Genomic DNA, 20,438 nt, shown 5'->3' with positions numbered 1-20,438 from the left:
ACCCGACCGCAGGCCCCGGCTCACGCCAGCACCACCCCCGCGGGGGAGGGCGACCCGGGACCGTCTGAGCAAGGCGAGGAGAACACCATGAAGGCCGGTATCCACCCGGAGTACGTGGAGACCCAGGTGACCTGCACCTGCGGCAACACGTTCACGACCCGCAGCACCTCGACGAGCGGCGAGCTCCGCGCCGACGTGTGCAGCGCCTGCCACCCGTTCTACACGGGCAAGCAGAAGATCCTGGACACCGGCGGCCGGGTGGCTCGCTTCCAGGCGCGCTACGGCAAGAAGAACGCCCAGTAGCACCCTCGCAGCGCCGGTCCCACCGCCCTCCCGGGCGACGGGGCCGGCGCTGTCGCGTTCCCGCTCCGCCACCCGCCGCTCCCGGAGGTCCCCGCCGTGTTCGAGTCCGTCCAGCCGCTGCTCGCCGAGCACGCCGAGCTGGAGGGGCGGCTGGCCGACCCCGCGGTGCACGCCGACGCGGCGCTGGCCCGTTCGCTCGGGCGGCGCTACGCGGAGCTGGGCGCGGTCGTGGAGGCGCACACCACCTGGCGCTCGGCCGTGGACGACGCCGGCGCCGCGCGCGAGCTGGCCGCCGAGGACCCCTCCTTCGCCGCCGAGCTGCCCGCGCTGGAGCGCGCTGCCGAGGAGGCCGCCGAGCGGCTGCGCCGGCTGCTGCTGCCGCGCGACCCCGACGACTCCCGGGACGTGATCCTGGAGATCAAGGCGGGGGAGGGGGGCGAGGAGTCGGCCCTGTTCGCGGGCGACCTGCTGCGCATGTACCTGCGCTACGCCGAGCGCCGCGGCTGGACGACGGAGCTGCTGGACGCCACCGGCAGCGACCTGGGCGGGTACAAGGACGTCTCCGTCGCGGTGAAGACGCGCGGCGCCGCTGCCGAGGGCGTGTGGAGCCGGCTGAAGTACGAGGGCGGGGTGCACCGCGTGCAGCGCGTGCCCGTCACCGAGTCCGCCGGGCGGGTGCACACCTCGGCCGTCGGCGTGCTGGTGGTGCCGGAGGCGGAGGAGGTCGAGGTGCAGGTGGACCCGAACGACCTGCGCGTGGACGTCTTCCGCTCCTCCGGGCCCGGCGGCCAGAGCGTGAACACCACGGACTCGGCGGTGCGCATCACGCACCTGCCCACCGGCATCGTCGTCAGCTGCCAGAACGAGAAGTCGCAGCTGCAGAACCGCGAGCAGGCGATGCGCATCCTGCGGGCGCGCCTGCACGCCGCGGCGCAGGAGGCCGCCGACGCCGAGGCCTCCGCAGCTCGGCGCTCCCAGGTGCGCACGGTGGACCGCTCCGAGCGCATCCGCACCTACAACTTCGGCGAGAACCGCATCGCGGACCACCGCACCGGCTTCAAGGCGTACAACCTCGACACCGTCCTCGACGGCGACCTGGACCCGGTGATCCAGTCGGCTGTCGACGCCGACGAGGCGGTCCAGCTGGCTGCGGCGGGCGGCGTGGCGTGAGCGCACCGGCGGCCGGCCGGACGGTCCGCGAGCTGGTCGGCGAGGCGCAGGCGCAGCTGGCCGCGGCGGGGGTGCCGAGCCCGCGCGCTGACGCGGAGGTGCTCCTGGCGCACGCCCTGGGCGTGCAGCGCTCCCGGCTCGGGGTGCTGGCAGCGCTCGGCTCCCCGGTGGAGCCCGGGCGGTTCGCGGACCTGGTCGCCCAGCGCGCGCAGCGGGTGCCGCTGCAGCACCTGACCGGTCGCGCCCCGTTCCGCTCGCTGGAGCTGGCGGTGGGCCCGGGCGTGTTCGTGCCCCGGCCGGAGACGGAGGTCGTCGCCCAGTTCGCGGTCGACGAGGCGGCCCGGCTCGCGGCCACCGGCGGGCGGCCCGTCGTGGTGGACCTGTGCACCGGCTCGGGGGCGATCGCGCTCGCCGTGGCCACCGAGGTGCCGGCGGCCCGGGTGCACGCGGTGGAGCTGGACCCGATGGCGCACGCGTGGGCCCGGCGCAACGCCGACGAGTTCGCGCCGGAGCTGGACCTGCGGCTGGGGGACGCGGCGAGCGCGTTCGCCGACCTCGACGGCGAGGTCGACGTCGTCGTCAGCAACCCGCCGTACGTGCCGCCGGGGGCGGTGCCGCAGGAGGTGGAGGTGGCGCGCCACGACCCCGAGCTGGCGCTCTACGGCGGTGGTGAGGACGGGCTGGAGGTGCCCCGCCGCGTGGTGGCGGCCGCGGCTCGCCTGCTGCGGCCCGGCGGCCTCGTCGTCGTCGAGCACGCCGAGGTGCAGGAGGACGGCGCCCGCCGGCTGCTGGCCGGTCCCGCGTGGCGGCAGGTCGCCGGGCACCGCGACCTGACCGGGCGCCCCCGCTGCACGAGCGCCCGCCGCGCCTGACCCCGGCGGCGCCCGACCCTCGCCGTGCCTGATCCCGGCCGCGCCGCGGGGACCCGCCGGGCGGGTGGCGCCCCGCACCGGTGCGCGCCGGTGGGACACTCGCCCGTGTGAGACCCCCTTTCGACTGCGCCGACCCGGTGACCCGCGAGCGCGGCCTGGCCGCGGCCGAGAACGCCGTCAAGCGCGGCGAGGTCGTCGTGCTGCCCACCGACACCGTCTACGGCATCGGTGCGGACGCGTTCTCGCCGGCGGCGGTCCAGAAGCTGCTGGACGCCAAGGGGCGCGGGCGCGACATGCCGCCGCCCGTGCTCGTCCCCGAGGTGCGCACCGTGGACGGGCTGGCCTCGGCCGTGCCGTTCGCCGTGCGCGAGCTCATGGACGCCTTCTGGCCCGGGGCGCTGACGATCGTGTGCCGCGCGCAGCCGTCCCTGACGTGGGACCTGGGCGACACGCACGGCACCGTCGCCCTGCGCATGCCGCTGCACCCCGTCGCGCTGGAGCTCCTCAAGCGCACCGGCCCGATGGCCGTCTCCAGCGCCAACCTGTCGGGCAGGCCCGCGGCCACCCTCGTGCAGGAGGCCGTCGACCAGCTCGGCTCGTCCGTGCGGGTGTACCTCGACGGCGGCCCCAGCCCGAAGGGTGCGCCCTCGACCATCGTGGACGCCTCGGACGGTCCGCTGCGGGTGCTGCGGGTCGGGGCGCTCAGCGAGGAGGAGCTGCGCCGTGCGGTGCCGAAGGGCTGGTACGACCCGGAACCCGAGCCGGACCCGGAGCCCGGGCCGGGGCTCGAGGAGGACCCCGCAGCCGCCGGCGGCTCGGGGGGCGAACGGGCCGACGCCTCCCCGGAGGGCTGATCCGGGGTGCGCGTCTACCTGCTGGTCATCGTCGTCGCCGCGGCCGTCACCTACCTGACGACGCCCCTGGTGCGGCGGCTGGCGCAGCGCGTCGGCGCCGTCACCCCGTTGCGCGAGCGGGACGTGCACTCCGTGCCGGTGCCGCGCATGGGCGGGGTGGCGATGCTGCTGGGCCTGGCGGCGGCGCTGCTGGTGGCCAGCCGCATCCCCTTCACCTCGCGGGTGTTCGACGCCTCACCGGGACCGCAGTGGGTGCTGGTGGGCGCGGCGATCGTCTGCGCGGTGGGGGTGGCCGACGACATCGTCCAGCTGGACGCCGTCACCAAGCTCGCCGGGCAGGTGCTGGCGGCCGGGGTGATGGGCTGGCAGGGCGTCAGCCTGCTGCAGCTGCCCATCGGCGGTGTCACGCTGCTGTCGGCGCCGGCGATGATGGCGATCACCATCCTGGTGGTCCTGGTGTCGGTGAACGCCGTGAACTTCGTGGACGGCCTCGACGGCCTGGCCGCGGGGATCGTCGGCATCGGCGCGGTGGCGTTCTTCCTCTACTCGTACGCCCTGCAGCGCGGGCAGTTCCCCGACGACTTCTCCTCGCTGGCGACCCTCGTCGCGGCCACCACCGTCGGCTGCTGCGTGGGGTTCCTGCCGCACAACTCGCACCCGGCACGCATCTTCATGGGCGACTCCGGTTCCATGCTGCTGGGCCTGCTGCTGGCCACGGCGACCATCGCCGCCACGAGCACCGTCGACCCCGAGACGGTCGCCGACGAGGAGATCGCCCCGGCGTTCTTCCCGCTGGTGCTGCCGGTGGCGGTGCTGCTGGTGCCCCTGGGGGACATGCTGCTGGCCGTGGTGCGGCGCACCCGGGCGGGCAAGGCGTTCTGGCACCCGGACAAGAAGCACCTGCACCACCGGCTGCTGCAGATGGGGCACTCGCACCGGGTGGCGGTGCTCGTCATGTACTCGTGGGCCGCATTCCTCAGCTTCGGTGCCGCCTCGTACGCCTTCCTGCCCCTGGTGCAGGCGCTCGCGGTGGCCCTGGCGGCGGGCAGCGTGGTCCTCGCCTTCACGTTCGGGCCGCTGTTCTGGCGGCGCTCCCGCGGGCGCGCCGCCCAGGTGCCGGACGGAGCCGCCGCGGCGGGGACGGCCCCGCCCCGGGAACCCTCGGCGCGCCCGCGACAGGGGGTCCACGACGGTGCGTAGGAGACCCTTCGTCTCGTGATAGCTTTCACGAAGTCCGCCCGGCTCCCGCACCGGTGAGCCGCGGACGCGCCGACGAGCCGAACCCCGGACGACCCGCCGACGACAGAGAGCAGCAGCCGTGACGAGGAGTGCCGACGACGTCTTCAGCGTCGTCCCGCGGCGCGCGCTGCCCCCCGTCGTCCTCGTGTGGGCCGGGTGCACCGGCATCGGTGCCGCGTCCGGCGCGGACGGTGCGCTCGGCGCCCTAGTGGGCGGTGGTCTCGCCACCGTCTTCCTGGCCTCGACGTTCCTGCTGCTGCGGGTGGTCAAGCACGTCGAGCCGGGTCTGAGCCTGGCGCTGGCCCTCATGGTCTACCTGTTCAAGGTCACGGTGCTCGCCACCGCGGTCCTCGTCCTGCGCGACCTGCCGGCCCTCGACGGCGCTGCGGCGGCCGTCTCGGCCGCGGTGTGCACGGTCGCGTGGAGCGCTGCCGCGTGCGTCGCGTTCCGCCGGTTGCGCCTGCCCGTGTTCGAGCTCGGCCACGGCCGTCCGGGTGCGGGGGGCTGACGTGGGCGACTGCTACCGTTCGCTCCACCATGCCCGAGGAGGACAGGCGGCCGGACGAGGACGCGCGCGAGGAGGCCCGGCTGAACGACAGCGTGGCCTGGAACGCGGCGTCGTACCTCATCTCGGGCATCGTCGGTTTCGGCCTGCTGGGCCTGCTGCTCGACCGGCTGCTGGACACCTCGTTCCTCGCAGTCGTCGGCAGCCTCGGCGGCATGGCCTTGAGCATCTACTACGTGTGGTTCCGGTACGGTTCGCGCAACTGACGCTCAGCCCGCGCACAGCGCGGCTGGGTGACTGGCGCACCGCCCCGGCCCCCCGTCCACACACTGGCGTTCGTACGGAGGAGACGCTGTGAGCTTGTCCACGCTCGCCACCGCCGGCGGGGAGACCTTCGAGGCTCCCTCGCCCGCGGACTTCTGGCAGCCGCTGATCGGGGACGGCGCCTTCGCCCTGACCCGCCCGATGGTGCTGATGGCGCTGAGCTTCGTCATCATCGCCGCGGTGCTGCTGGCGACCACCAAGCGGCTCAGCGTCGTGCCCGCGAACAAGAAGCAGTTCGCGGTGGAGGCCCTGTACGGCTTCGTCCGCAACGGGGTGGCCCGGGACATCATCGGGTCCAAGGAGTTCCTCCGCTACGTCCCGCTGCTGTTCACGCTGTTCACGCTCATCCTGGTGAACAACCTCTTCGGCGTCATCCCGCCGATCCAGTACCCCACGATGAGCCGCATCGGCTTCCCGATCGCGCTGACGCTGGTCGTCTTCGTGCTGTACCACCTCATCGGCATGAAGCGGAAGGGCGTGGGCGGCTACTTCAAGTCGCTCATGCCGGCGGGCGTGCCGGTCTTCCTGGTGCCGGTCGTCTACCTGCTCGAGCTGTTCACCTACTTCGTCTCGCGCCCCCTGACCCTGGCGGTGCGACTGTTCGCGAACATGTTCGCGGGTCACATGCTGATCCTCGTGCTCTTCCTGGGCGGCGAGCACCTGCTGCTGCACGGTGAGGGACTGCTGCCCGCGGCGGGCGTCGTCTCCTACCTGTTCGGCCTGGTGATGTCGTTCTTCGAGCTCCTCATCCAGGTGCTGCAGGCGTACATCTTCGTGCTGCTCACCGCCACGTACATCGCCGGCTCCCTCGCCGACGAGCACTGACCCACCGCACGACCCAACGTCCCCGGGGCCACCGGCGCCGGTCCGAGAAAGGAACGATCCACACCATGGGTGGAAGCCTCAACGTCATCGGTTACGGCCTCGCCGCGATCGGCCCGGCCATCGCCGTCGGTCTCGTCTTCGCCGCCTACATCAACGGCGTGGCGCGCCAGCCGGAGTCCCGCGGCATGCTGCAGCCGATCGCCATCCTGGGCTTCGCGCTCGCCGAGGCGCTCGCGATCCTGGGCTTCGTCCTCGCCTTCATCAACCCGGGCGTCGAGTGACCGACCACCGTCGTCGGCGAGACCACTGACTGCTTAAGGAGCGCACATGCCCGCGTGGGTGATGGCCGCAGCGGCCGAGGAGGAGGGGGGCTTCTGGGAGGAGGCCTACCCGGTCCTGCCGCACCCCGGTGAGCTCATCGCCGGGCTGGTCTTCCTGGCCCTGCTCTACCTGCTCGTCGCCAAGGTCGTCGTGCCGCGGCTCGAGAAGGCCTTCGAGGAGCGCCGCGAGGCGATCCAGGGCGGCGTCGAGAAGGCCGAGCGCGCGCAGGCCGAGGCCAACGCCGCGCTGCAGGAGTACAAGGCGCAGCTCGCCGACGCCCGCGGCGAGGCCAACCGCATCCGTGAGGAGGCGCGCCAGCAGGGCGCGGCGATCGTCGCCGAGCTGCGCGAGCAGGCCCAGGCCGAGGCCGAGCGGATCACCACCTCCGCTCGCGCCACGATCGAGGCCGAGCGCGTGCAGGCCGCGGCGCAGCTGCGCGCCGAGGTCGGCCGCCTGGCCACCGAGCTCGCCTCGCGCATCGTCGGGGAGTCGCTGCAGGAGCCGGCGCGCCAGAGCGGTGTCGTCGACCGCTTCCTCGCCGAGCTCGAGACCTCCGAGCAGGGCGTGACGGCCCGATGACCGACCTCGACAGCGGTGCGGCGCGGGTCAGCCTGGCCCGCGCCCAGGAGGTGCTCGAGGCGCAGCTCGCCGCGCAGGGGGCCGACGCCGGGCGGACCGGTGAGGACCTCTTCGCGGTCACCTCGCTGCTCGACGACTCCATCGGGCTGCGCCGGGCGCTGACCGACCCGGCGCGCGAGGGGGCGGCCAAGGCCGCCTTCGTGCGCGCCGTGCTGGGCGGCAAGGTCTCGCCGGCCGCCGTCGAGACCGTCGCCGCCCTGGCCACCGGCCGGTGGGGCGCCACGCGCGACATCGCCGACGCCTGCGAGCAGCTGGCGGTGGCGGCGGTGGCGGCGCAGGCGGAGCGCTCCGGTCACCTGGACGCCCTCGAGGACGAGCTGTTCCGCTTCTCGCGCACCGTGGCCGGCAACCCGGCGCTGCGCGACGCGCTGGCCGACCGCACCGCGCCGGCCGCCGAACGGGCGGCGCTGGTGTCGCGGCTGCTGCTGGGCCGGGCCACCCCGGAGGCCGTGCAGCTGGCCCGCCGGGCGGCCGCCGCGCCGCGCGGCGTGCGCGCCGAGCGGCTGCTGGAGGAGTACGTCACGGTCGTCGCGCGCCGGCGCGAGCAGATGGTCGCCCACGTCGTGAGCGCCCGCCCGCTCAGCCAGGAGCACCACGACCGGCTCTCGGCGGTGCTGAGCCGCCAGTACGGGCGCCCGGTGCGCCTCAACGTCGACGTCGACCCCGAGCTGGTCGGCGGACTGCGGGTGAGCATCGGCGACGACGTCATCGACGGCGCCGTCTCCACCCGGCTCGCCGAGGCCCGTCGCCGCCTCGCCGGCTGAGCCGACGGCGAACGGGCGGCGGCTCGGTCGACCGGCCCCCCGCGACGGGGGGACAATGGGTCGCAGCACGCACTGAACCGCCGCTCGGCGGTCCGGCGACGCCGGGACCGAGCACCCGCCACGGGCGCGGGCAGCACCCGCCGGCACCCCAGACAGCACCCCCAGAAGGAGAGCAGGGCATCCCATGGCCGAGCTGACCATCCGCCCGGAGGAGATCCGGGACGCTCTCGACGCGTTCGTGGCGTCGTACGACCCCGGCTCCGCCGCGCGCGAGGAGGTCGGGCGCGTCAGCGAAGCCGGCGACGGCATCGCGCGCGTCGAGGGCCTGCCCTCGGTGATGGCGAACGAGCTGCTCCGCTTCCAGGACGGCACCCTGGGCCTGGCCCAGAACCTCGACGTGCGCGAGATCGGCGTCGTCGTCCTGGGCGACTACTCCGGCATCGAGGAGGGCCAGGAGGTCCACCGCACCGGCGAGGTCCTCTCCGTGCCCGTCGGCGACGCCTTCCTGGGCCGCGTCGTCAACCCGCTGGGCGCCCCCATCGACGGCCTCGGGCCGATCGAGGCGGAGACCCGTCGCGCCCTGGAGCTGCAGGCCCCCTCGGTCGTGCAGCGCCAGGAGGTCCGCGAGCCGCTGCAGACCGGCATCAAGGCCATCGACGCGATGATCCCGGTCGGCCGCGGCCAGCGTCAGCTGATCATCGGCGACCGCCAGACCGGCAAGACCGCCATCGCGATCGACACGATCATCAACCAGAAGGCCAACTGGGAGTCCGGCGACCCGAAGCAGCAGGTCCGCTGCATCTACGTCGCCATCGGCCAGAAGGGCTCGACGATCGCCTCGGTGCGCCGCTCGCTGGAGGAGGCGGGCGCCATGGAGTACACGACCATCGTCGCCGCCCCGGCGTCCGACCCGGCTGGCTTCAAGTACCTGGCCCCGTACACCGGCTCGTCCATCGGGCAGCACTGGATGTACGGCGGCAAGCACGTCCTCGTCGTCTTCGACGACCTGTCCAAGCAGGCCGAGGCCTACCGTGCCGTGTCGCTGCTGCTGCGCCGCCCGCCGGGCCGCGAGGCCTACCCCGGTGACGTCTTCTACCTGCACTCCCGCCTCCTGGAGCGCTGCGCGAAGCTGTCCGACGAGCTCGGCGGCGGCTCGATGACCGGCCTGCCGTTCATCGAGACCAAGGGCAACGACGTCTCGGCGTACATCCCCACCAACGTCATCTCCATCACGGACGGGCAGATCTTCCTGCAGTCCGACCTCTTCAACGCCAACCAGCGCCCCGCGATCGACGTCGGCATCTCGGTGTCCCGCGTCGGTGGCGCCGCGCAGACCAAGGCGATCAAGGGCATCTCCGGCACGCTGAAGCTGGACCTGGCGCAGTACCGCGCCATGGAGGCGTTCGCGATGTTCGCCTCCGACCTGGACCAGGCCTCGCGCAACCAGCTGGCCCGCGGCGCCCGCCTGGTGGAGCTGCTCAAGCAGCCGCAGTACACCCCGTACTCCCTCGAGGAGCAGGTCGTCTCCATCTGGGCCGGCACCACCGGTCAGCTGGACTCGGTCGAGGTCGCCGACATCGGCCGCTTCGAGCGCGAGTTCCTCGAGTACGTCAAGCGCCAGCACCCGGGCGTGATGCAGGGGATCCGCGAGACCAAGCAGTTCTCCGACGGGGCCAAGGAGGAGCTGAAGAAGGCGATCGACGCCTTCAAGCCGCAGTTCTCCTCCTCCGAGGACACCACCCCGGTGCCCGCGGACACCGACGAGGGCCGCACCGACGCGGGCGACGTCTCGCAGGAGCGCATCACCACCAATCGGGGCGGGGCGACCGCGGCCCGCTGACGCGGGACGCGCACAGATCACGGCAGGGACCGAGCGGAGCAGGGAAGAGGAGCAGGACATGGCAGGCCAGCTGAGGGCCTACCGGCGGCAGATCCGCTCGGTCCAGGCGACCAAGAAGATCACGCGGGCGATGGAGTTGATCGCGGCGTCGCGCATCATCAAGGCGCAGGCGAACGTGCGGGCGTCGACCCCCTACGCCCGGGCGCTCACCCGCGCGGTGTCGGCCGCGGCGTCCAACGCCTCGCTCGACCACCCGCTGATCACCGAGAAGCCGCAGGTGCGGCGGGCAGCGGTCCTGCTGCTGTCCTCCGACCGCGGCCTGGCCGGTGCCTACTCCTCCAGCGTGCTGCGCGAGGGGGAGCGGCTGACGGCGACCCTGCGGGCCGAGGGCAAGGAGGTCTCCCCCTACCTCGTCGGCCGCAAGGCGGCGTCCTTCTACCGCTTCCGCCGGCGCGACATCACCGCCGAGTGGGCCGGGTTCACCGACTCGCCGCGCTACGAGCACGCCAAGGAGATCGGCGAGCGCCTCGTGGCCGACTTCGGCCGCGAGGCCGGCGAGGGCGGCGTCGACGAGATCCACGTCGTGTACACCCACTTCGTCAGCATGGTCACGCAGGAGCCCCGCGTGATCCGCCTGCTGCCGCTGGAGGTCGTCGAGGGCGCCGGGGATCAGGACGGGGAGCTCACGCCCCTGTACAGCTTCGAGCCCAGCCCCGAGGCGGTGCTCGACGCGCTGCTGCCGCAGTACGTCAACAGCCGCGTCTACAACTGCCTGCTGCAGGCCGCGGCCTCCGAGCTCGCCGCCCGGCAGCGGGCGATGAAGTCGGCCACGGACAACGCCGACGAGCTCATCAAGAACCTCACGCGGCTGGCGAACAACGCCCGGCAGGCGGACATCACGCAGGAGATCACCGAGATCGTCGGCGGCGCCGACGCCCTCTCCTCCGCGGGCTCGCGCGCCTGATCCCCGCACTCAGCAAGAACTGACTCGACGAAGGAAGCCCGAGGAGCGACATGACCGCCACCGTCACCGATTCGCCGGCCAGCACCAGCAAGGGTGCGACCGGCCGTATCGCCCGAGTCATCGGGCCCGTCGTCGACGTCGAGTTCTCGGCCGACGCGATGCCCGAGCAGAACAACGCCCTCACCACCGAGGTGACCATGGGCGGTCAGACGCAGACCGTGACCCTCGAGGTGGCCTCCCACCTGGGTGACAACATGGTCCGCGCCATCTCGCTGAAGCCGACCGACGGCATGGTGCGCGGCGCCCCCGTGGTCGACACCGGTGCCCCGATCTCCGTGCCGGTCGGCAACGTCACCCTCGGGCACGTCTTCAACGCCATCGGCGACTGCCTCAACCTCGAGGAGGGCGAGCGCCTGGAGGTCACCGAGCGCTGGCCGATCCACCGCAAGGCCCCCAGCTTCGACCAGCTCGAGTCGAAGACCACGATGTTCGAGACCGGCATCAAGGTCATCGACCTGCTGACCCCGTACGTGCAGGGCGGCAAGATCGGTCTGTTCGGCGGTGCGGGCGTCGGCAAGACCGTCCTCATCCAGGAGATGATCCAGCGCGTCGCCCAGAACCACGGCGGTGTGTCGGTGTTCGCCGGCGTCGGTGAGCGCACCCGCGAGGGCAACGACCTCATCGGCGAGATGGCCGAGGCCGGCGTCTTCGACAAGACCGCGCTGGTCTTCGGCCAGATGGACGAGCCGCCGGGCACCCGCCTGCGCGTCGCCCTGTCCGCGCTGACGATGGCGGAGTACTTCCGCGACGTGCAGAAGCAGGACGTGCTGCTCTTCATCGACAACATCTTCCGGTTCACCCAGGCCGGCTCCGAGGTGTCGACCCTGCTGGGCCGCATGCCCTCCGCCGTGGGGTACCAGCCCACGCTGGCCGACGAGATGGGTGTGCTGCAGGAGCGCATCACCTCCACGCGCGGCCACTCGATCACCTCGCTGCAGGCGATCTACGTGCCCGCGGACGACTACACCGACCCCGCGCCGGCCACGACGTTCGCGCACCTGGACGCCACCACGGAGCTCTCCCGCGAGATCGCCTCGCGCGGTCTGTACCCCGCGGTGGACCCGCTGGCCTCGACCTCCCGGATCCTTGACCCGCTGTACATCTCCAAGGACCACTACTCCACCGCGGTGCGCGTGAAGCAGATCCTGCAGCGCAACAAGGAACTGCAGGACATCATCGCCATCCTGGGCGTCGACGAGCTGTCCGAGGAGGACAAGCTCATCGTCTCCCGCGCGCGGCGCATCCAGCAGTTCCTGTCGCAGAACACCTACATGGCGGAGAAGTTCACCGGCGTCGCCGGCTCGACGGTGCCCCTGAAGGAGACCATCGAGGGCTTCTCGCGGATCGCCGACGGCGAGATGGACCACATCGCCGAGCAGGCGTTCTTCAACGTCGGCGGTCTCGAGGACGTCGAGCGCAAGTGGGCCGAGATCCAGAAGCAGGGCGACTGAGCCCTCGCGGGCCGGTAGCCGTCACGAGGGACGAAGGAGCTCAGGGTGCCGTTGCAGGTCGAGCTGGTCGCCGCCGACCGGTCCGTGTGGTCGGGTGAGGCGACGCTGGTGCGCGCCCGCACCGTCGACGGCGAGATCGGCATCATGGCCGGCCACGAACCGTTGCTGGCCGTCCTCGCCGAGGGGGAGGTGTCCGTCACCGGGAGCGGTGGCGGCACCACCGTCCACGTGGACGGGGGGTTCTTCTCCGTCGACTCCGACACGGTGACCATCGTGGCCGAGACGGTCCGCGAGGGTGCCGGTCGGGCCGTCGAGGACCTCTGACGAGCTGACCGGGGAGGACCGACCGGCGTGCGCGAGCTGCTGCTGTCCCTGGAGGTGGCGGGCGCCTGCGCCCTGGTGGTCCTGCTCGGCCTGGTCCTGGTCCTCGTGCGCCGGCGCCGCCTCACCGGGCGCCTGGGCACGTTCGACTGCTCGGTGCGCCACCCCTCGTCCCGCCGCTGGGCGTGGGGGGTGGCGCGCTACGAGACGGACCGCCTGGACTGGTACCGCACGTTCTCCCTGTCGCCGCGCCCCTCGTGCTCCTTCGCACGGGGGGCGCTCGACGTGACGCGGCGGCGCGACGCCGACGGGCAGGAGCGCTTCGCGGTGCAGCCCGGCGCCATCGTCGTGGAGTGCCGGCACCGCGGTGCGCCCCTGGAGCTGGCGATGAGCTCCGACGCCTACACGGGCTTCGCGTCCTGGCTGGAGTCGGCGCCCCCGGGACAGAACGTCAACGTCGCCTGAACCCTCCGTCACGTTCGCCGGGCCGAGACGGGCCCGAACGGCTAGCGTCGTCAGCACCCACCCCCGCTGCAGCCCCCGGCGGGTCGAACAGCGGCCCGTGGCTACCCCAGGAGCTGACGTGACCGCACCCCGAAGCACCCCCTCCACCCCCCGTCGTCCTCGCGCGTCCGCGACCCGCCGCACCGTGCTGGGCGCGGGCGCCGGGGCCGCCGCCACCGCCGGGCTCACCGCCTGCAGCGGCTTCTCCACCGACGCCTCCGGCGGCACGCCCGCTGACCCGGACGAGCTGACGATGATCACCTGGGCCAGCGAGGCCGAGGTGCCCGCCTTCGAGAAGCTCGCCGACGACTTCGCCGCCGCGGGAGGCCCGCGCGTGCGGTTGCAGGTCGTGCCGTACTCGCAGGTCCTCACCGCGGTGGACACCGCCCTGCGCACCGACAGCCCCCCCGACCTCTTCCGGGTCAGCTACACCGACGTGGCCGCCTACCGGGAGCAGGGCGTCCTCGCGGACCTGCCCGGTGCCTCGGACCTGGAGCCGGCGTTCCTGCCCGCCTTCTGGAGCGCGGTCACCGACGAGCGCGGCACCTTCGGCGTCCCGCACCACACCGACACCTCGATGGTCCTCGTCGACGACGAGGCGGTGGCCGCCGCCGGGCTGACGCTGCCGGGTTCGCTGGAGCGGGCGTGGACGTGGGAGGAGTTCGCCGACGTGCTGCGCCGCGTGCAGCCGACCCGCGCCGACACCTACCCGGTCGCGGTGAACTGGCAGAACGCCGGCGCCTTCCGCTGGCTGAACTGGGTCGACCAGGCCGGTGGCCGGCTGCTCACCCAGGACCTCGACGGCGTGGTCGAGGACGACCCGGGAACGCTCAAGGCCCTGTCCTTCACGCGCGACCTCTTCCGGCAGGGCCTGACCCCGCCCAACGCCAGCACCCGCGGCCAGGCCGCCAGCGACCTCTTCCTCAACCGGACCGTCGCGCTGTGCTTCGCCGGGGACTTCCTGCTCGCCGAGATCGAGAGCGGCGGGTTCGGGTACTCCGCCACCTTCCTGCCGCGCGACGTCAACGCCTCCGCCGACCTGGGCGGCAACGCGCTGGTGGCCGTCGAGGCCGGCGACAAGCGGGACGCCGCGCTCGACTTCCTCGCCTTCTGCGCGCAGGCGGAGCAGATGGGCGACTTCTGCGCCGCCGCCACCGTGCTGCCCACCCGCAGCGACGTCGACGCCGCCTCGCTGGACTGGAAGGTGCGCCCGGACCTCATGGAGCTGTACGTCCAGCAGGCCGAGGCGATCCGCGCCCCGCTGGTCGAGCAGGTCGTCGTGCCGAGCTTCAGCGCGATCAACGTCCAGCTGCGCGACCGCCTGGAGGAGGCGTTCCTCGGCTCCGCGGACGACCGCGCGGCCCTGCGCGACATCACCGAGGGCGTGCGGTCGGTGGTCCGGGCGTGAGGGCACCGGGTGCCGCGGTCCCCGCGTCCCCCCGCGCACCGCGCACCGCCCCCCGCGCCACCGCCCGTCCCCGCCCGCCGGTGCGCCGCTGGCTGACCTCCTACGCGCTGCTGGCCCCGGCCCTCGTCCTGTTCGGCCTGTTCGTGCTGTACCCGCTCGTGCAGGCGGTGCGGATCTCGATGACGGACTCCACCGGCATCGGCGAGGCGCGCTTCACCGGCCTGGACAACTACGCGCGCATGGTGGGCGACCCCGTCTTCTGGCGGGCCGCCGGCAACACCGTCCTGCTGGCGCTGGTGTCGGTGCCCACCAGCGTCGCCGCCGGCTTCGGCCTGGCGCTGCTGCTGCGCGACCGGCTGCCCGCGCGCGGGCTGTTCCGCGCGCTGTTCCTGGCGCCGTACGTCCTCTCCGGCGTGGTGGTGGCCATGGCCGGCCGGTGGATCTTCGACCAGGAGGTCGGCGTGGTCGACCGCACGCTGACGCAGCTGGGGCTGCCCGCTCCGGACTGGCAGTCCAGCGGCGCGGCGGCTGCGGTGTCGGTGTTCGTCGTGCTGTTCTGGGCGCGCACCGGCCTGGTGGTCGTCCTCTACCTCAGCGCGCTGCAGGGCGTGGACCGCGACGTGCTGGAGGCCGCGGAGCTGGACGGGGCCTCCCGTCGGCAGCGGGTGCGGTACGTGACGTGGCCGCTGCTGCGCCCCACGACGTTCTTCGTGGTGGTCCTCATGGTGGTCGAGGTGTTCCAGACCTTCGACGTGGTGCGGGTCATGACGGGCGGTGGCCCGGCCGGCGCCACCGAGATCCTCGTCACCTACGCGTACGCGCAGGGCTTCCAGGCGCGCGCCGAGGGGTACGGCTCGGCGATCGGGGTGGTCGTCTTCAGCGTGGTGCTCCTGGCGACCGTGGCCGCCTGGTGGGCGCAGCGCGGCTCCGAGGAGGTCGCGTGAGCACCCCGGTGCGCGAGCGCCACGACCGGCTGGCGGTGCAGCCGGGGCGGGTGCGGCGCCCGGTGCGCTGGCCCCGACTGGTGGTGGTCGGCGCCCTGGCGCTCGTGTGGGTCTTCCCGCTGTACTGGATGGTCGTCACGGCGCTGTCCGCGCGCGCTGACCTGGCGACGGGCCGGGTGGGGCTGGTGCCCACCTCCGTCGACCTGGGCGGCTTCCGCCGCGCGCTGGTGGACCTGCCGGTGCTGCAGTGGGTGGTGAACTCCGCGGCGATCGCGGTGGTGGCGGTGGTGCTGACCGTCGTGGTGGACGTGCTGGCGGGCTACGTCCTGGCCAAGCACCGCTTCCCCGGGCGCACGGTGGTGTTCTTCTGCATCGTCGCGACCCTCATGGTCCCGGTGCAGACGCTGCTGGTGCCGCAGTTCGACCTCGTCAACGACCTGGGCTGGATCAACTCGTACTGGGCCGTGATCGTGCCGCGGTCGGCGGAGGCGTTCGGGGTGTTCCTGGCCCGGCAGTACTTCCTGTCGCTGCCCGACGAGCTGCTGGAGGCGGCGCAGCTGGACGGTGCCGGTCAGCTGCGCGCGCTGTGGTCGGTGGTGCTGCCGCTGGCCCGGCCGCTGGTGGCGGTGCTGGTCGTCATGACCTTCATGTGGCGCTGGAACGAGTTCGCCTGGCCCCTGGTGGCGCTACGGGCGCCGGAGCTCTACACGCTGCCGGTGGGGCTGTCCTTCCTGCAGAGCCAGTACACGACGGACTACCCGGCCCTCATGGCGGGCGCGCTGGTCTCGGCCCTGCCGGTGCTGGTGCTGTTCGCCCTGGCGCAGCGGCAGTTCGTCGCGGGTCTGGCCCGCAGCGGCCTGCGCTGAGCGAGGCAGGAGCGCCGGCTCAGCGGCGCTCGCCGCGGCCGGCGAGCAGCTGGCGGGCCAGGGCGGCGTGCTCGGGGAAGACCATGACGCGCGGCCCCTCCGTGGTGGGGGCCAGGGTGGCGCGGATGCCGGCGTCGGTGAGGGTGCGTCGCTGCACCTCCGCCTCCACGAAGGTCGACGGGGCGGAGACCACCTCCAGCAGGCCGTACTCCTCGCTGCTGCCGGTGCGGGGCCGGCGCTCCACCAGGGAGCGGCCCGAGGAGAAGGTCCAGCGCAGCAGGAGGACGAGGACGCCCACGACGAGCAGGGCGAGCACCGGGCCCACCGCGTAGTAGTAGCCGCTGAACGTCACGCCCCCAGTGTCGCCGCCCTGTCCAGCGGGACACCCGGCGCTCGCCGGCACCCCACCCGCGGCCCGGCGCGGCCCGGCGGTCCTGCGCGGCCCGGCGTGGTGGGCGGGGCGGGGCAGGAGCGCGGTGGGGAGGTCACCGTTCGGTGAACGCCGTGGCGCTCCCCTCCCGATTGACTGCGCACAGTGGCAGAGTCAGCACACAGGGTGCTCCGAATGGGCGGGTGCGCGGTGCAACCGCACGACGGGCCCCTGCGTCTGAGCCGGTGACCACGACCGGCGTCCTCGGGGGAGGAACACATGGCGATCCAGGTCGCAGCAAGGAGAGCGGCGCCCAGCGCCGCGGACGACGTGGCGGCGCGGCGCGCCGCCCGGGCGGCACCGCCGGGCGGTGCCACCGTCGTCGAGGAGGACCCCGGCAGGCTCGTGCGCCTCACGGGCCGCCTCGACGTGCACTCGGTGCCGGAGGTGCGCACCGCCCTGCACGCCGCGGTCGACCGCGGCAGCGGGCCCCTGGTGGTGAGCGTCGACGGCGTCGTCGTCGCCGACGCCACGGGTCTGGGCGTGCTGGTGGGCGCGCACCGGCGCGCCCAGCGCGCCGGCCGCGAGATGGTGCTGCGGGACGTGCCGCTGCCCGCCCTGCGGCTCGTGCGCGTCACCCGCCTGCACCGGGTGCTGCGGGTGGACGACGACCAGGCCCGCACGGCCGGTGCACCGCTGCGGGTGCAGGTGCGGCAGCAGGTCGGGGGACACCCGGCCGACGGCCGGGAGGTTCAGAACAAGCGCGCGGAGACGTCGTCCATGCCCCGCAGGGCGTCGTAGTCCAGCGTCACGCAGCGGATGCCGCGGTCGGTGGCCAGCGTGCGCGCCTGGGGCTTGATCTCCTGGGCGGCGAACACGCCGGCCACCGGCCGCAGCTGCGGGTCCCGGTTCAGCAGCTCCAGGTAGCGGGTCAGCTGCTCCACGCCGTCGATGTCGCCGCGGCGCTTGATCTCCACCGCGATCGCACCGCCGCCGCCGTCGCGGGCCAGGATGTCCACCGGGCCGATCGCGGTGGGGTACTCCCGCCGCACCAGGCGGTAGCCGTCGCCGAGCGTGCCGATGTGCTCGGCCAGCAGCTCCTGCAGGTGCGCCTCCACGCCGTCCTTGACCAGGCCCGGGTCCACGCCGAGCTCGTGGCTGGAGTCGTGCAGCACCTCGTGCACGGAGACCACCAGCCGGTCGTCGCTCTTGAGGTTGCGCACCGTCCAGGTCTCCACGACGCCCTCCGCGGCGTCCTCGCCGGCCGGCGCCACCGTCAGCCGGGCCGGTGGGCTCATCCAGTTCAGCGGCTTGTAGGAGCCGCCGTCGGAGTGCACGAGCACGCTGCCGTCCGCCTTCACCAGCAGCAGGCGGGTGGCCAGCGGCAGGTGCGCTGACAGGCGCCCCGCGTAGTCGACGGAGCAGCGGGCGATGACCAGGCGCACGGTCGGGCAGCTTACGGCCCGCCCGCGCGACGACGGCGCACCCACCCCGTCCCGCTCACCCCGCGCCACCCGCGGGTGGCACCGCAGGTCGCCCCCCGGAAGGGGGGTGTAACGAAAAGCACACCCCGAACGGTGGAGGGGGTGAGACCGGGCGCGCCACGGTGGTGTGGAGGGGACTCCGCCGCGGCGACGCCCGGTCCCGGCTGCCACCATGGGCGTGTGCCCCGCGCCAACCGCCGACGCCCCGACCCGCCGCCGCGCGGCGTCCTCGGGCGGGGCGTGGACCGCACCGTCACCGGTCCGGACGGCTCCTGGGTGGTGCGCCCGCTGCGCGGGGACACCTCCACCAAGACCTACCGCTGCCCCGGCTGCGCGCAGGAGATCCCGCCCGGTGCCGCGCACCTGGTGGTCTGGCCCTCCCGCGGCACCTTCAGCCCCGCCGACGGGGTCAGCGAGCGGCGGCACTGGCACGCCTCCTGCTTCCGGGCGCGCGAGCGGCGCGGACCGCGCTGAGCCGCCGACCCGCCCCGCCGCACCTCGCCGCCCCGCCCTGCGCCCGCCCGTCGCGCCGCACTACCGTCGCCGGGTGACCGGAACACCCACCGCAGAGCACACCCCGGCGATCGCCCGGCACGACCCCGGCCGCCGCTCCTTCGCCAGCGACAACGCCGCGGGCATGCACCCCGAGGTGCTCGAAGCGCTCGTGGCCGCCAACGGCGGCCACGTCCCCAGCTACGGCGCCGACCCCTACACCGCCGCGCTGGAGGAGGTGCTGCGCGGCCACTTCGGCGAGGACACCGCCTCCGCCGTCGTCCTCACCGGCACCGGGGCGAACGTGGTCGCGCTGCAGGCGCTGACGCACCGGTGGGAGTCGGTGCTGTGCTCGGAGCAGGCGCACGTCCTGCACGACGAGGGCGGTGCGCTCGAGCACGTCGGCGGCACGAAGCTGATCCCCCTGCCCGCCCCCGACGGCCTGGTCGACCCGGCCGACCTGGAGCGCGCGGTGCGCCGGGCGCAGGGCCCGATGGCCGCGCCCATCGGTGCGCTGACGCTGACGCAGAGCACCGAGCTGGGTACCGTCTACTCGGCCACGCACCTGCGCGAGCTGGTGGACGTGGCCCACGGCCTGGGCGTGCGGGTCCACGTGGACGGCGCCCGCCTGGCCAACGCCGCCGTCGCCCTGGGGGCCGGGCTGGGCGAGCTGACCACGCGGCTGGGCGTGGACGCCGTCTCCGTGGGCGGGACGAAGAACGGCGGGGGCACCGCCGAGGTCGTCGTGGTGCGCGAGCGGGCCGCCGCGGACGGGCTGTCCCGGCTGCGCAAGCAGTCGCTGCAGCTGCTGTCCAAGGCGCGCTTCGCCTCCGCGCAGCTCCTGGCGCTGCTCGAGGGGGACCTGTGGGTCCGCAACGCCGCGGCCGCCAACGCCGCCGCCGACCTGCTGGCGCGCGGTGCGCAGGACCTGGGCTCCCGGGTGCGGCTGGCCCACCCGGTGCGGGCCAACGCCGTCTTCGCCTCGATGCCCGCCGACGTCGCCGAGCGCGCCGCGGCGCGCGTGCCGTTCTTCGTCTGGGACCCGCACCACGGCCCCGGGCAGGTGGAGGCGCGCTTCGTCACCTCCTTCGACACCACCGGCGCCGACGTCTCGGCCCTGCTGGGCGTGCTGCGCGAGGAGCTGGCGCGGTGAGCGGCGCCCCGGACCCCGGCGCCGGCCCGGTGGAGATCCGCTCGGACCTGGTGCTGCCGGCCCGGCGCGAGGACGTGGAGCTGCACACCGCCGACGGGCTCACCCTCGTCGGTGAGCTGGCGCTGCCCGCCGAGCGCGACCCGGTCGCGACGCTGGTGACGCTGCACCCGCTGCCGACGGCCGGCGGGTTCATGGACAGCCACGTGCTGCGCAAGGCGTCCTACCGGTTGCCCGCCCTGGCGGACCTGGCGGTGCTGCGCTTCAACACCCGCGGCACCTCCAGCCCGCGCGGCACCAGCGGCGGCACCTTCGACGCCGGCCGCGCCGAGCGCCACGACGTCGCCGCCGCGCTGGAGCTGGTGGAGTTCCGCGAGCTGCCGCGGGTGTGGCTGCTGGGGTGGTCGTTCGGCACCGACCTGGCCCTGGTCCACGGGCGCGACCCGCTGGTGGAGGGGCTGATCCTGCTCTCCCCGCCGCTGCGCTGGTCCACCCCGGAGGACCTGCGCGCCTGGGGCGAGCTCGGCCGGCCGGTGACCGCGCTCGTGCCGGAGCACGACGACTTCCTGCGCCCGCCCGAGGCGCGCGAGCGCTTCGCCGCCCTGCCGCAGGCGGAGGTCGTCGCCGTGGAGGGCGCCAAGCACCTGTGGGTGGGGGAGCCGTCGGTGCGGCGCGTGCTCGACGAGGTCGTCGCCCGCGTCAACCCCGCCCGGGCGCCGCTGCCGACGACCTGGCCCCCGGCCTGACGCCGGGCGGGCCGGCTCCCCG

General features: G+C 74.0%; 24 protein-coding genes and 1 pseudogene. 23 read left to right on the top strand and 2 right to left on the bottom strand.

All coding sequences use genetic code 11. From position 1 onward, the window contains the following. Positions 1 to 87 precede the first annotated feature (87 nt). The 19 genes from rpmE to V9U69_RS10230 all read left to right on the top strand — a co-directional run bounded on the left by rpmE (position 88) and on the right by V9U69_RS10230 (position 16,174). Positions 88 to 303, top strand: a complete 216-nt coding sequence (rpmE, locus tag V9U69_RS10320; protein ID WP_337061672.1) for a 50S ribosomal protein L31 — start codon at positions 88 to 90, stop codon at positions 301 to 303. A gap of 96 nt (positions 304 to 399) precedes the next feature. Next, positions 400 to 1,473: a peptide chain release factor 1 gene (gene prfA / locus V9U69_RS10315; protein ID WP_337061671.1), complete on the top strand. Its 1,074-nt coding sequence runs from the start codon at positions 400 to 402 to the stop codon at positions 1,471 to 1,473. After that, the gene (prmC, locus tag V9U69_RS10310; RefSeq protein ID WP_337061670.1) at positions 1,470 to 2,345 is read left to right on the top strand and encodes a peptide chain release factor N(5)-glutamine methyltransferase; all 876 of its coding nucleotides are present in this window, start codon (positions 1,470 to 1,472) and stop codon (positions 2,343 to 2,345) included. The genes prfA and prmC overlap by 4 nt, the downstream gene beginning before the upstream one ends. A gap of 107 nt (positions 2,346 to 2,452) precedes the next feature. Next, positions 2,453 to 3,199 (top strand): L-threonylcarbamoyladenylate synthase, encoded by a 747-nt coding sequence (locus tag V9U69_RS10305; RefSeq protein WP_337061668.1) that lies wholly within the window; start codon positions 2,453 to 2,455, stop codon positions 3,197 to 3,199. 6 nt (positions 3,200 to 3,205) lie between these two features. Next, positions 3,206 to 4,399, top strand: a complete 1,194-nt coding sequence (locus tag V9U69_RS10300; protein ID WP_337061666.1) for a glycosyltransferase family 4 protein — start codon at positions 3,206 to 3,208, stop codon at positions 4,397 to 4,399. Positions 4,400 to 4,517: 118 nt separating this feature from the next. Continuing rightward, positions 4,518 to 4,946 carry a hypothetical protein gene (locus tag V9U69_RS10295; RefSeq protein WP_337061664.1) on the top strand — a complete coding sequence of 143 codons (429 nt, stop codon included), beginning with the start codon at positions 4,518 to 4,520 and terminating at the stop codon, positions 4,944 to 4,946. Positions 4,947 to 4,975: 29 nt separating this feature from the next. After that, the gene (locus tag V9U69_RS10290; RefSeq protein WP_337061662.1) at positions 4,976 to 5,209 is read left to right on the top strand and encodes a hypothetical protein; all 234 of its coding nucleotides are present in this window, start codon (positions 4,976 to 4,978) and stop codon (positions 5,207 to 5,209) included. Positions 5,210 to 5,297: 88 nt separating this feature from the next. Further along, positions 5,298 to 6,092: a F0F1 ATP synthase subunit A gene (gene atpB, locus V9U69_RS10285; protein ID WP_337061660.1), complete on the top strand. Its 795-nt coding sequence runs from the start codon at positions 5,298 to 5,300 to the stop codon at positions 6,090 to 6,092. Positions 6,093 to 6,157: 65 nt separating this feature from the next. After that, the gene (locus tag V9U69_RS10280) at positions 6,158 to 6,373 is read left to right on the top strand and encodes an ATP synthase F0 subunit C (RefSeq protein WP_337061659.1); all 216 of its coding nucleotides are present in this window, start codon (positions 6,158 to 6,160) and stop codon (positions 6,371 to 6,373) included. Positions 6,374 to 6,419: 46 nt separating this feature from the next. Next, complete coding sequence (locus V9U69_RS10275) at positions 6,420 to 6,992, top strand: F0F1 ATP synthase subunit B (RefSeq protein ID WP_337061657.1); 573 nt, start codon at positions 6,420 to 6,422, stop codon at positions 6,990 to 6,992. Next, positions 6,989 to 7,816: a F0F1 ATP synthase subunit delta gene (locus V9U69_RS10270; RefSeq protein ID WP_337061656.1), complete on the top strand. Its 828-nt coding sequence runs from the start codon at positions 6,989 to 6,991 to the stop codon at positions 7,814 to 7,816. Before V9U69_RS10275 ends, V9U69_RS10270 begins: the two co-directional genes overlap by 4 nt. A gap of 184 nt (positions 7,817 to 8,000) precedes the next feature. Continuing rightward, positions 8,001 to 9,656: a F0F1 ATP synthase subunit alpha gene (atpA, locus tag V9U69_RS10265; protein WP_337061654.1), complete on the top strand. Its 1,656-nt coding sequence runs from the start codon at positions 8,001 to 8,003 to the stop codon at positions 9,654 to 9,656. 58 nt (positions 9,657 to 9,714) lie between these two features. Then, complete coding sequence (locus tag V9U69_RS10260; protein WP_337061653.1) at positions 9,715 to 10,620, top strand: F0F1 ATP synthase subunit gamma; 906 nt, start codon at positions 9,715 to 9,717, stop codon at positions 10,618 to 10,620. Positions 10,621 to 10,670: 50 nt separating this feature from the next. Next, on the top strand, positions 10,671 to 12,131 hold the full coding sequence (atpD, locus tag V9U69_RS10255; RefSeq protein WP_337061652.1) for a F0F1 ATP synthase subunit beta: 1,461 nt from the start codon (positions 10,671 to 10,673) through the stop codon (positions 12,129 to 12,131). A 45-nt stretch (positions 12,132 to 12,176) separates the two neighbouring features. Continuing rightward, a complete protein-coding gene (locus tag V9U69_RS10250) occupies positions 12,177 to 12,455 on the top strand; it encodes a F0F1 ATP synthase subunit epsilon (RefSeq protein WP_337061650.1) in 279 nt (92 codons plus the stop codon). A 27-nt stretch (positions 12,456 to 12,482) separates the two neighbouring features. Next, entirely contained in the window at positions 12,483 to 12,917 is a 435-nt protein-coding gene (locus V9U69_RS10245) for a DUF2550 domain-containing protein (RefSeq protein WP_337061648.1), read from the top strand. 118 nt (positions 12,918 to 13,035) lie between these two features. Next, positions 13,036 to 14,364, top strand: a complete 1,329-nt coding sequence (locus tag V9U69_RS10240; RefSeq protein WP_337061646.1) for an extracellular solute-binding protein — start codon at positions 13,036 to 13,038, stop codon at positions 14,362 to 14,364. Next, complete coding sequence (locus V9U69_RS10235; RefSeq protein ID WP_337061644.1) at positions 14,361 to 15,308, top strand: carbohydrate ABC transporter permease; 948 nt, start codon at positions 14,361 to 14,363, stop codon at positions 15,306 to 15,308. The genes V9U69_RS10240 and V9U69_RS10235 overlap by 4 nt, the downstream gene beginning before the upstream one ends. After that, positions 15,305 to 16,174 (top strand): carbohydrate ABC transporter permease, encoded by an 870-nt coding sequence (locus V9U69_RS10230; RefSeq protein ID WP_337061643.1) that lies wholly within the window; start codon positions 15,305 to 15,307, stop codon positions 16,172 to 16,174. The genes V9U69_RS10235 and V9U69_RS10230 overlap by 4 nt, the downstream gene beginning before the upstream one ends. Positions 16,175 to 16,193: 19 nt before the next feature. Here V9U69_RS10230 and V9U69_RS10225 read toward each other — a convergent pair whose 3' ends face one another. Continuing rightward, the gene (locus V9U69_RS10225; RefSeq protein WP_337061642.1) at positions 16,194 to 16,526 is read right to left on the bottom strand and encodes a hypothetical protein; all 333 of its coding nucleotides are present in this window, start codon (positions 16,524 to 16,526) and stop codon (positions 16,194 to 16,196) included. A 423-nt stretch (positions 16,527 to 16,949) separates the two neighbouring features. On the opposite strand from V9U69_RS10225, the pseudogene V9U69_RS19310 reads away from it, so the two are divergent. Continuing rightward, positions 16,950 to 17,210, top strand: a pseudogene (locus V9U69_RS19310) (STAS domain-containing protein); the annotation flags it as partial. 86 nt (positions 17,211 to 17,296) lie between these two features. On the opposite strand, the gene nucS reads toward V9U69_RS19310, so the two are convergent. Beyond that, positions 17,297 to 17,989 carry an endonuclease NucS gene (nucS, locus tag V9U69_RS10215; RefSeq protein ID WP_242127726.1) on the bottom strand — a complete coding sequence of 231 codons (693 nt, stop codon included), beginning with the start codon at positions 17,987 to 17,989 and terminating at the stop codon, positions 17,297 to 17,299. 219 nt (positions 17,990 to 18,208) lie between these two features. On the opposite strand from nucS, the gene V9U69_RS10210 reads away from it, so the two are divergent. The 3 genes from V9U69_RS10210 (at position 18,209) to V9U69_RS10200 (ending at position 20,416) form a co-directional block, all read left to right on the top strand. Beyond that, positions 18,209 to 18,502: a hypothetical protein gene (locus tag V9U69_RS10210; protein ID WP_337061639.1), complete on the top strand. Its 294-nt coding sequence runs from the start codon at positions 18,209 to 18,211 to the stop codon at positions 18,500 to 18,502. Positions 18,503 to 18,575: 73 nt separating this feature from the next. Beyond that, a complete protein-coding gene (locus V9U69_RS10205; RefSeq protein ID WP_337061637.1) occupies positions 18,576 to 19,673 on the top strand; it encodes a threonine aldolase family protein in 1,098 nt (365 codons plus the stop codon). Beyond that, positions 19,670 to 20,416, top strand: a complete 747-nt coding sequence (locus V9U69_RS10200; RefSeq protein WP_337061636.1) for an alpha/beta hydrolase — start codon at positions 19,670 to 19,672, stop codon at positions 20,414 to 20,416. The genes V9U69_RS10205 and V9U69_RS10200 overlap by 4 nt, the downstream gene beginning before the upstream one ends. The last annotated feature ends 22 nt before the right edge of the window (positions 20,417 to 20,438 follow it).

Origin of the sequence: Kineococcus sp. G2 (assembly GCF_037154035.1) — a bacterium.
In the GTDB taxonomy this organism is placed as follows: Bacteria; Actinomycetota; Actinomycetes; order Actinomycetales; family Kineococcaceae; genus Kineococcus.
This window is presented reverse-complemented; position numbering and strand designations above follow the sequence as displayed.

Excerpts from the sequence above, each read along its gene's own strand:
- atpA (WP_337061654.1), top strand. The coding sequence starts at position 8,001 with ATGGCCGAGCTGACCATCCGCCCGGAGGAGATCCGGGACGCTCTCGAC.
- atpD (WP_337061652.1), top strand. The coding sequence starts at position 10,671 with ATGACCGCCACCGTCACCGATTCGCCGGCCAGCACCAGCAAGGGTGCG.
- V9U69_RS10260 (WP_337061653.1), top strand. The coding sequence starts at position 9,715 with ATGGCAGGCCAGCTGAGGGCCTACCGGCGGCAGATCCGCTCGGTCCAG.
- V9U69_RS10270 (WP_337061656.1), top strand. The coding sequence starts at position 6,989 with ATGACCGACCTCGACAGCGGTGCGGCGCGGGTCAGCCTGGCCCGCGCC.
- rpmE (WP_337061672.1), top strand. The coding sequence starts at position 88 with ATGAAGGCCGGTATCCACCCGGAGTACGTGGAGACCCAGGTGACCTGC.
- V9U69_RS10275 (WP_337061657.1), top strand. The coding sequence starts at position 6,420 with ATGCCCGCGTGGGTGATGGCCGCAGCGGCCGAGGAGGAGGGGGGCTTC.
- V9U69_RS10290 (WP_337061662.1), top strand. The coding sequence starts at position 4,976 with ATGCCCGAGGAGGACAGGCGGCCGGACGAGGACGCGCGCGAGGAGGCC.
- V9U69_RS10280 (WP_337061659.1), top strand. The coding sequence starts at position 6,158 with ATGGGTGGAAGCCTCAACGTCATCGGTTACGGCCTCGCCGCGATCGGC.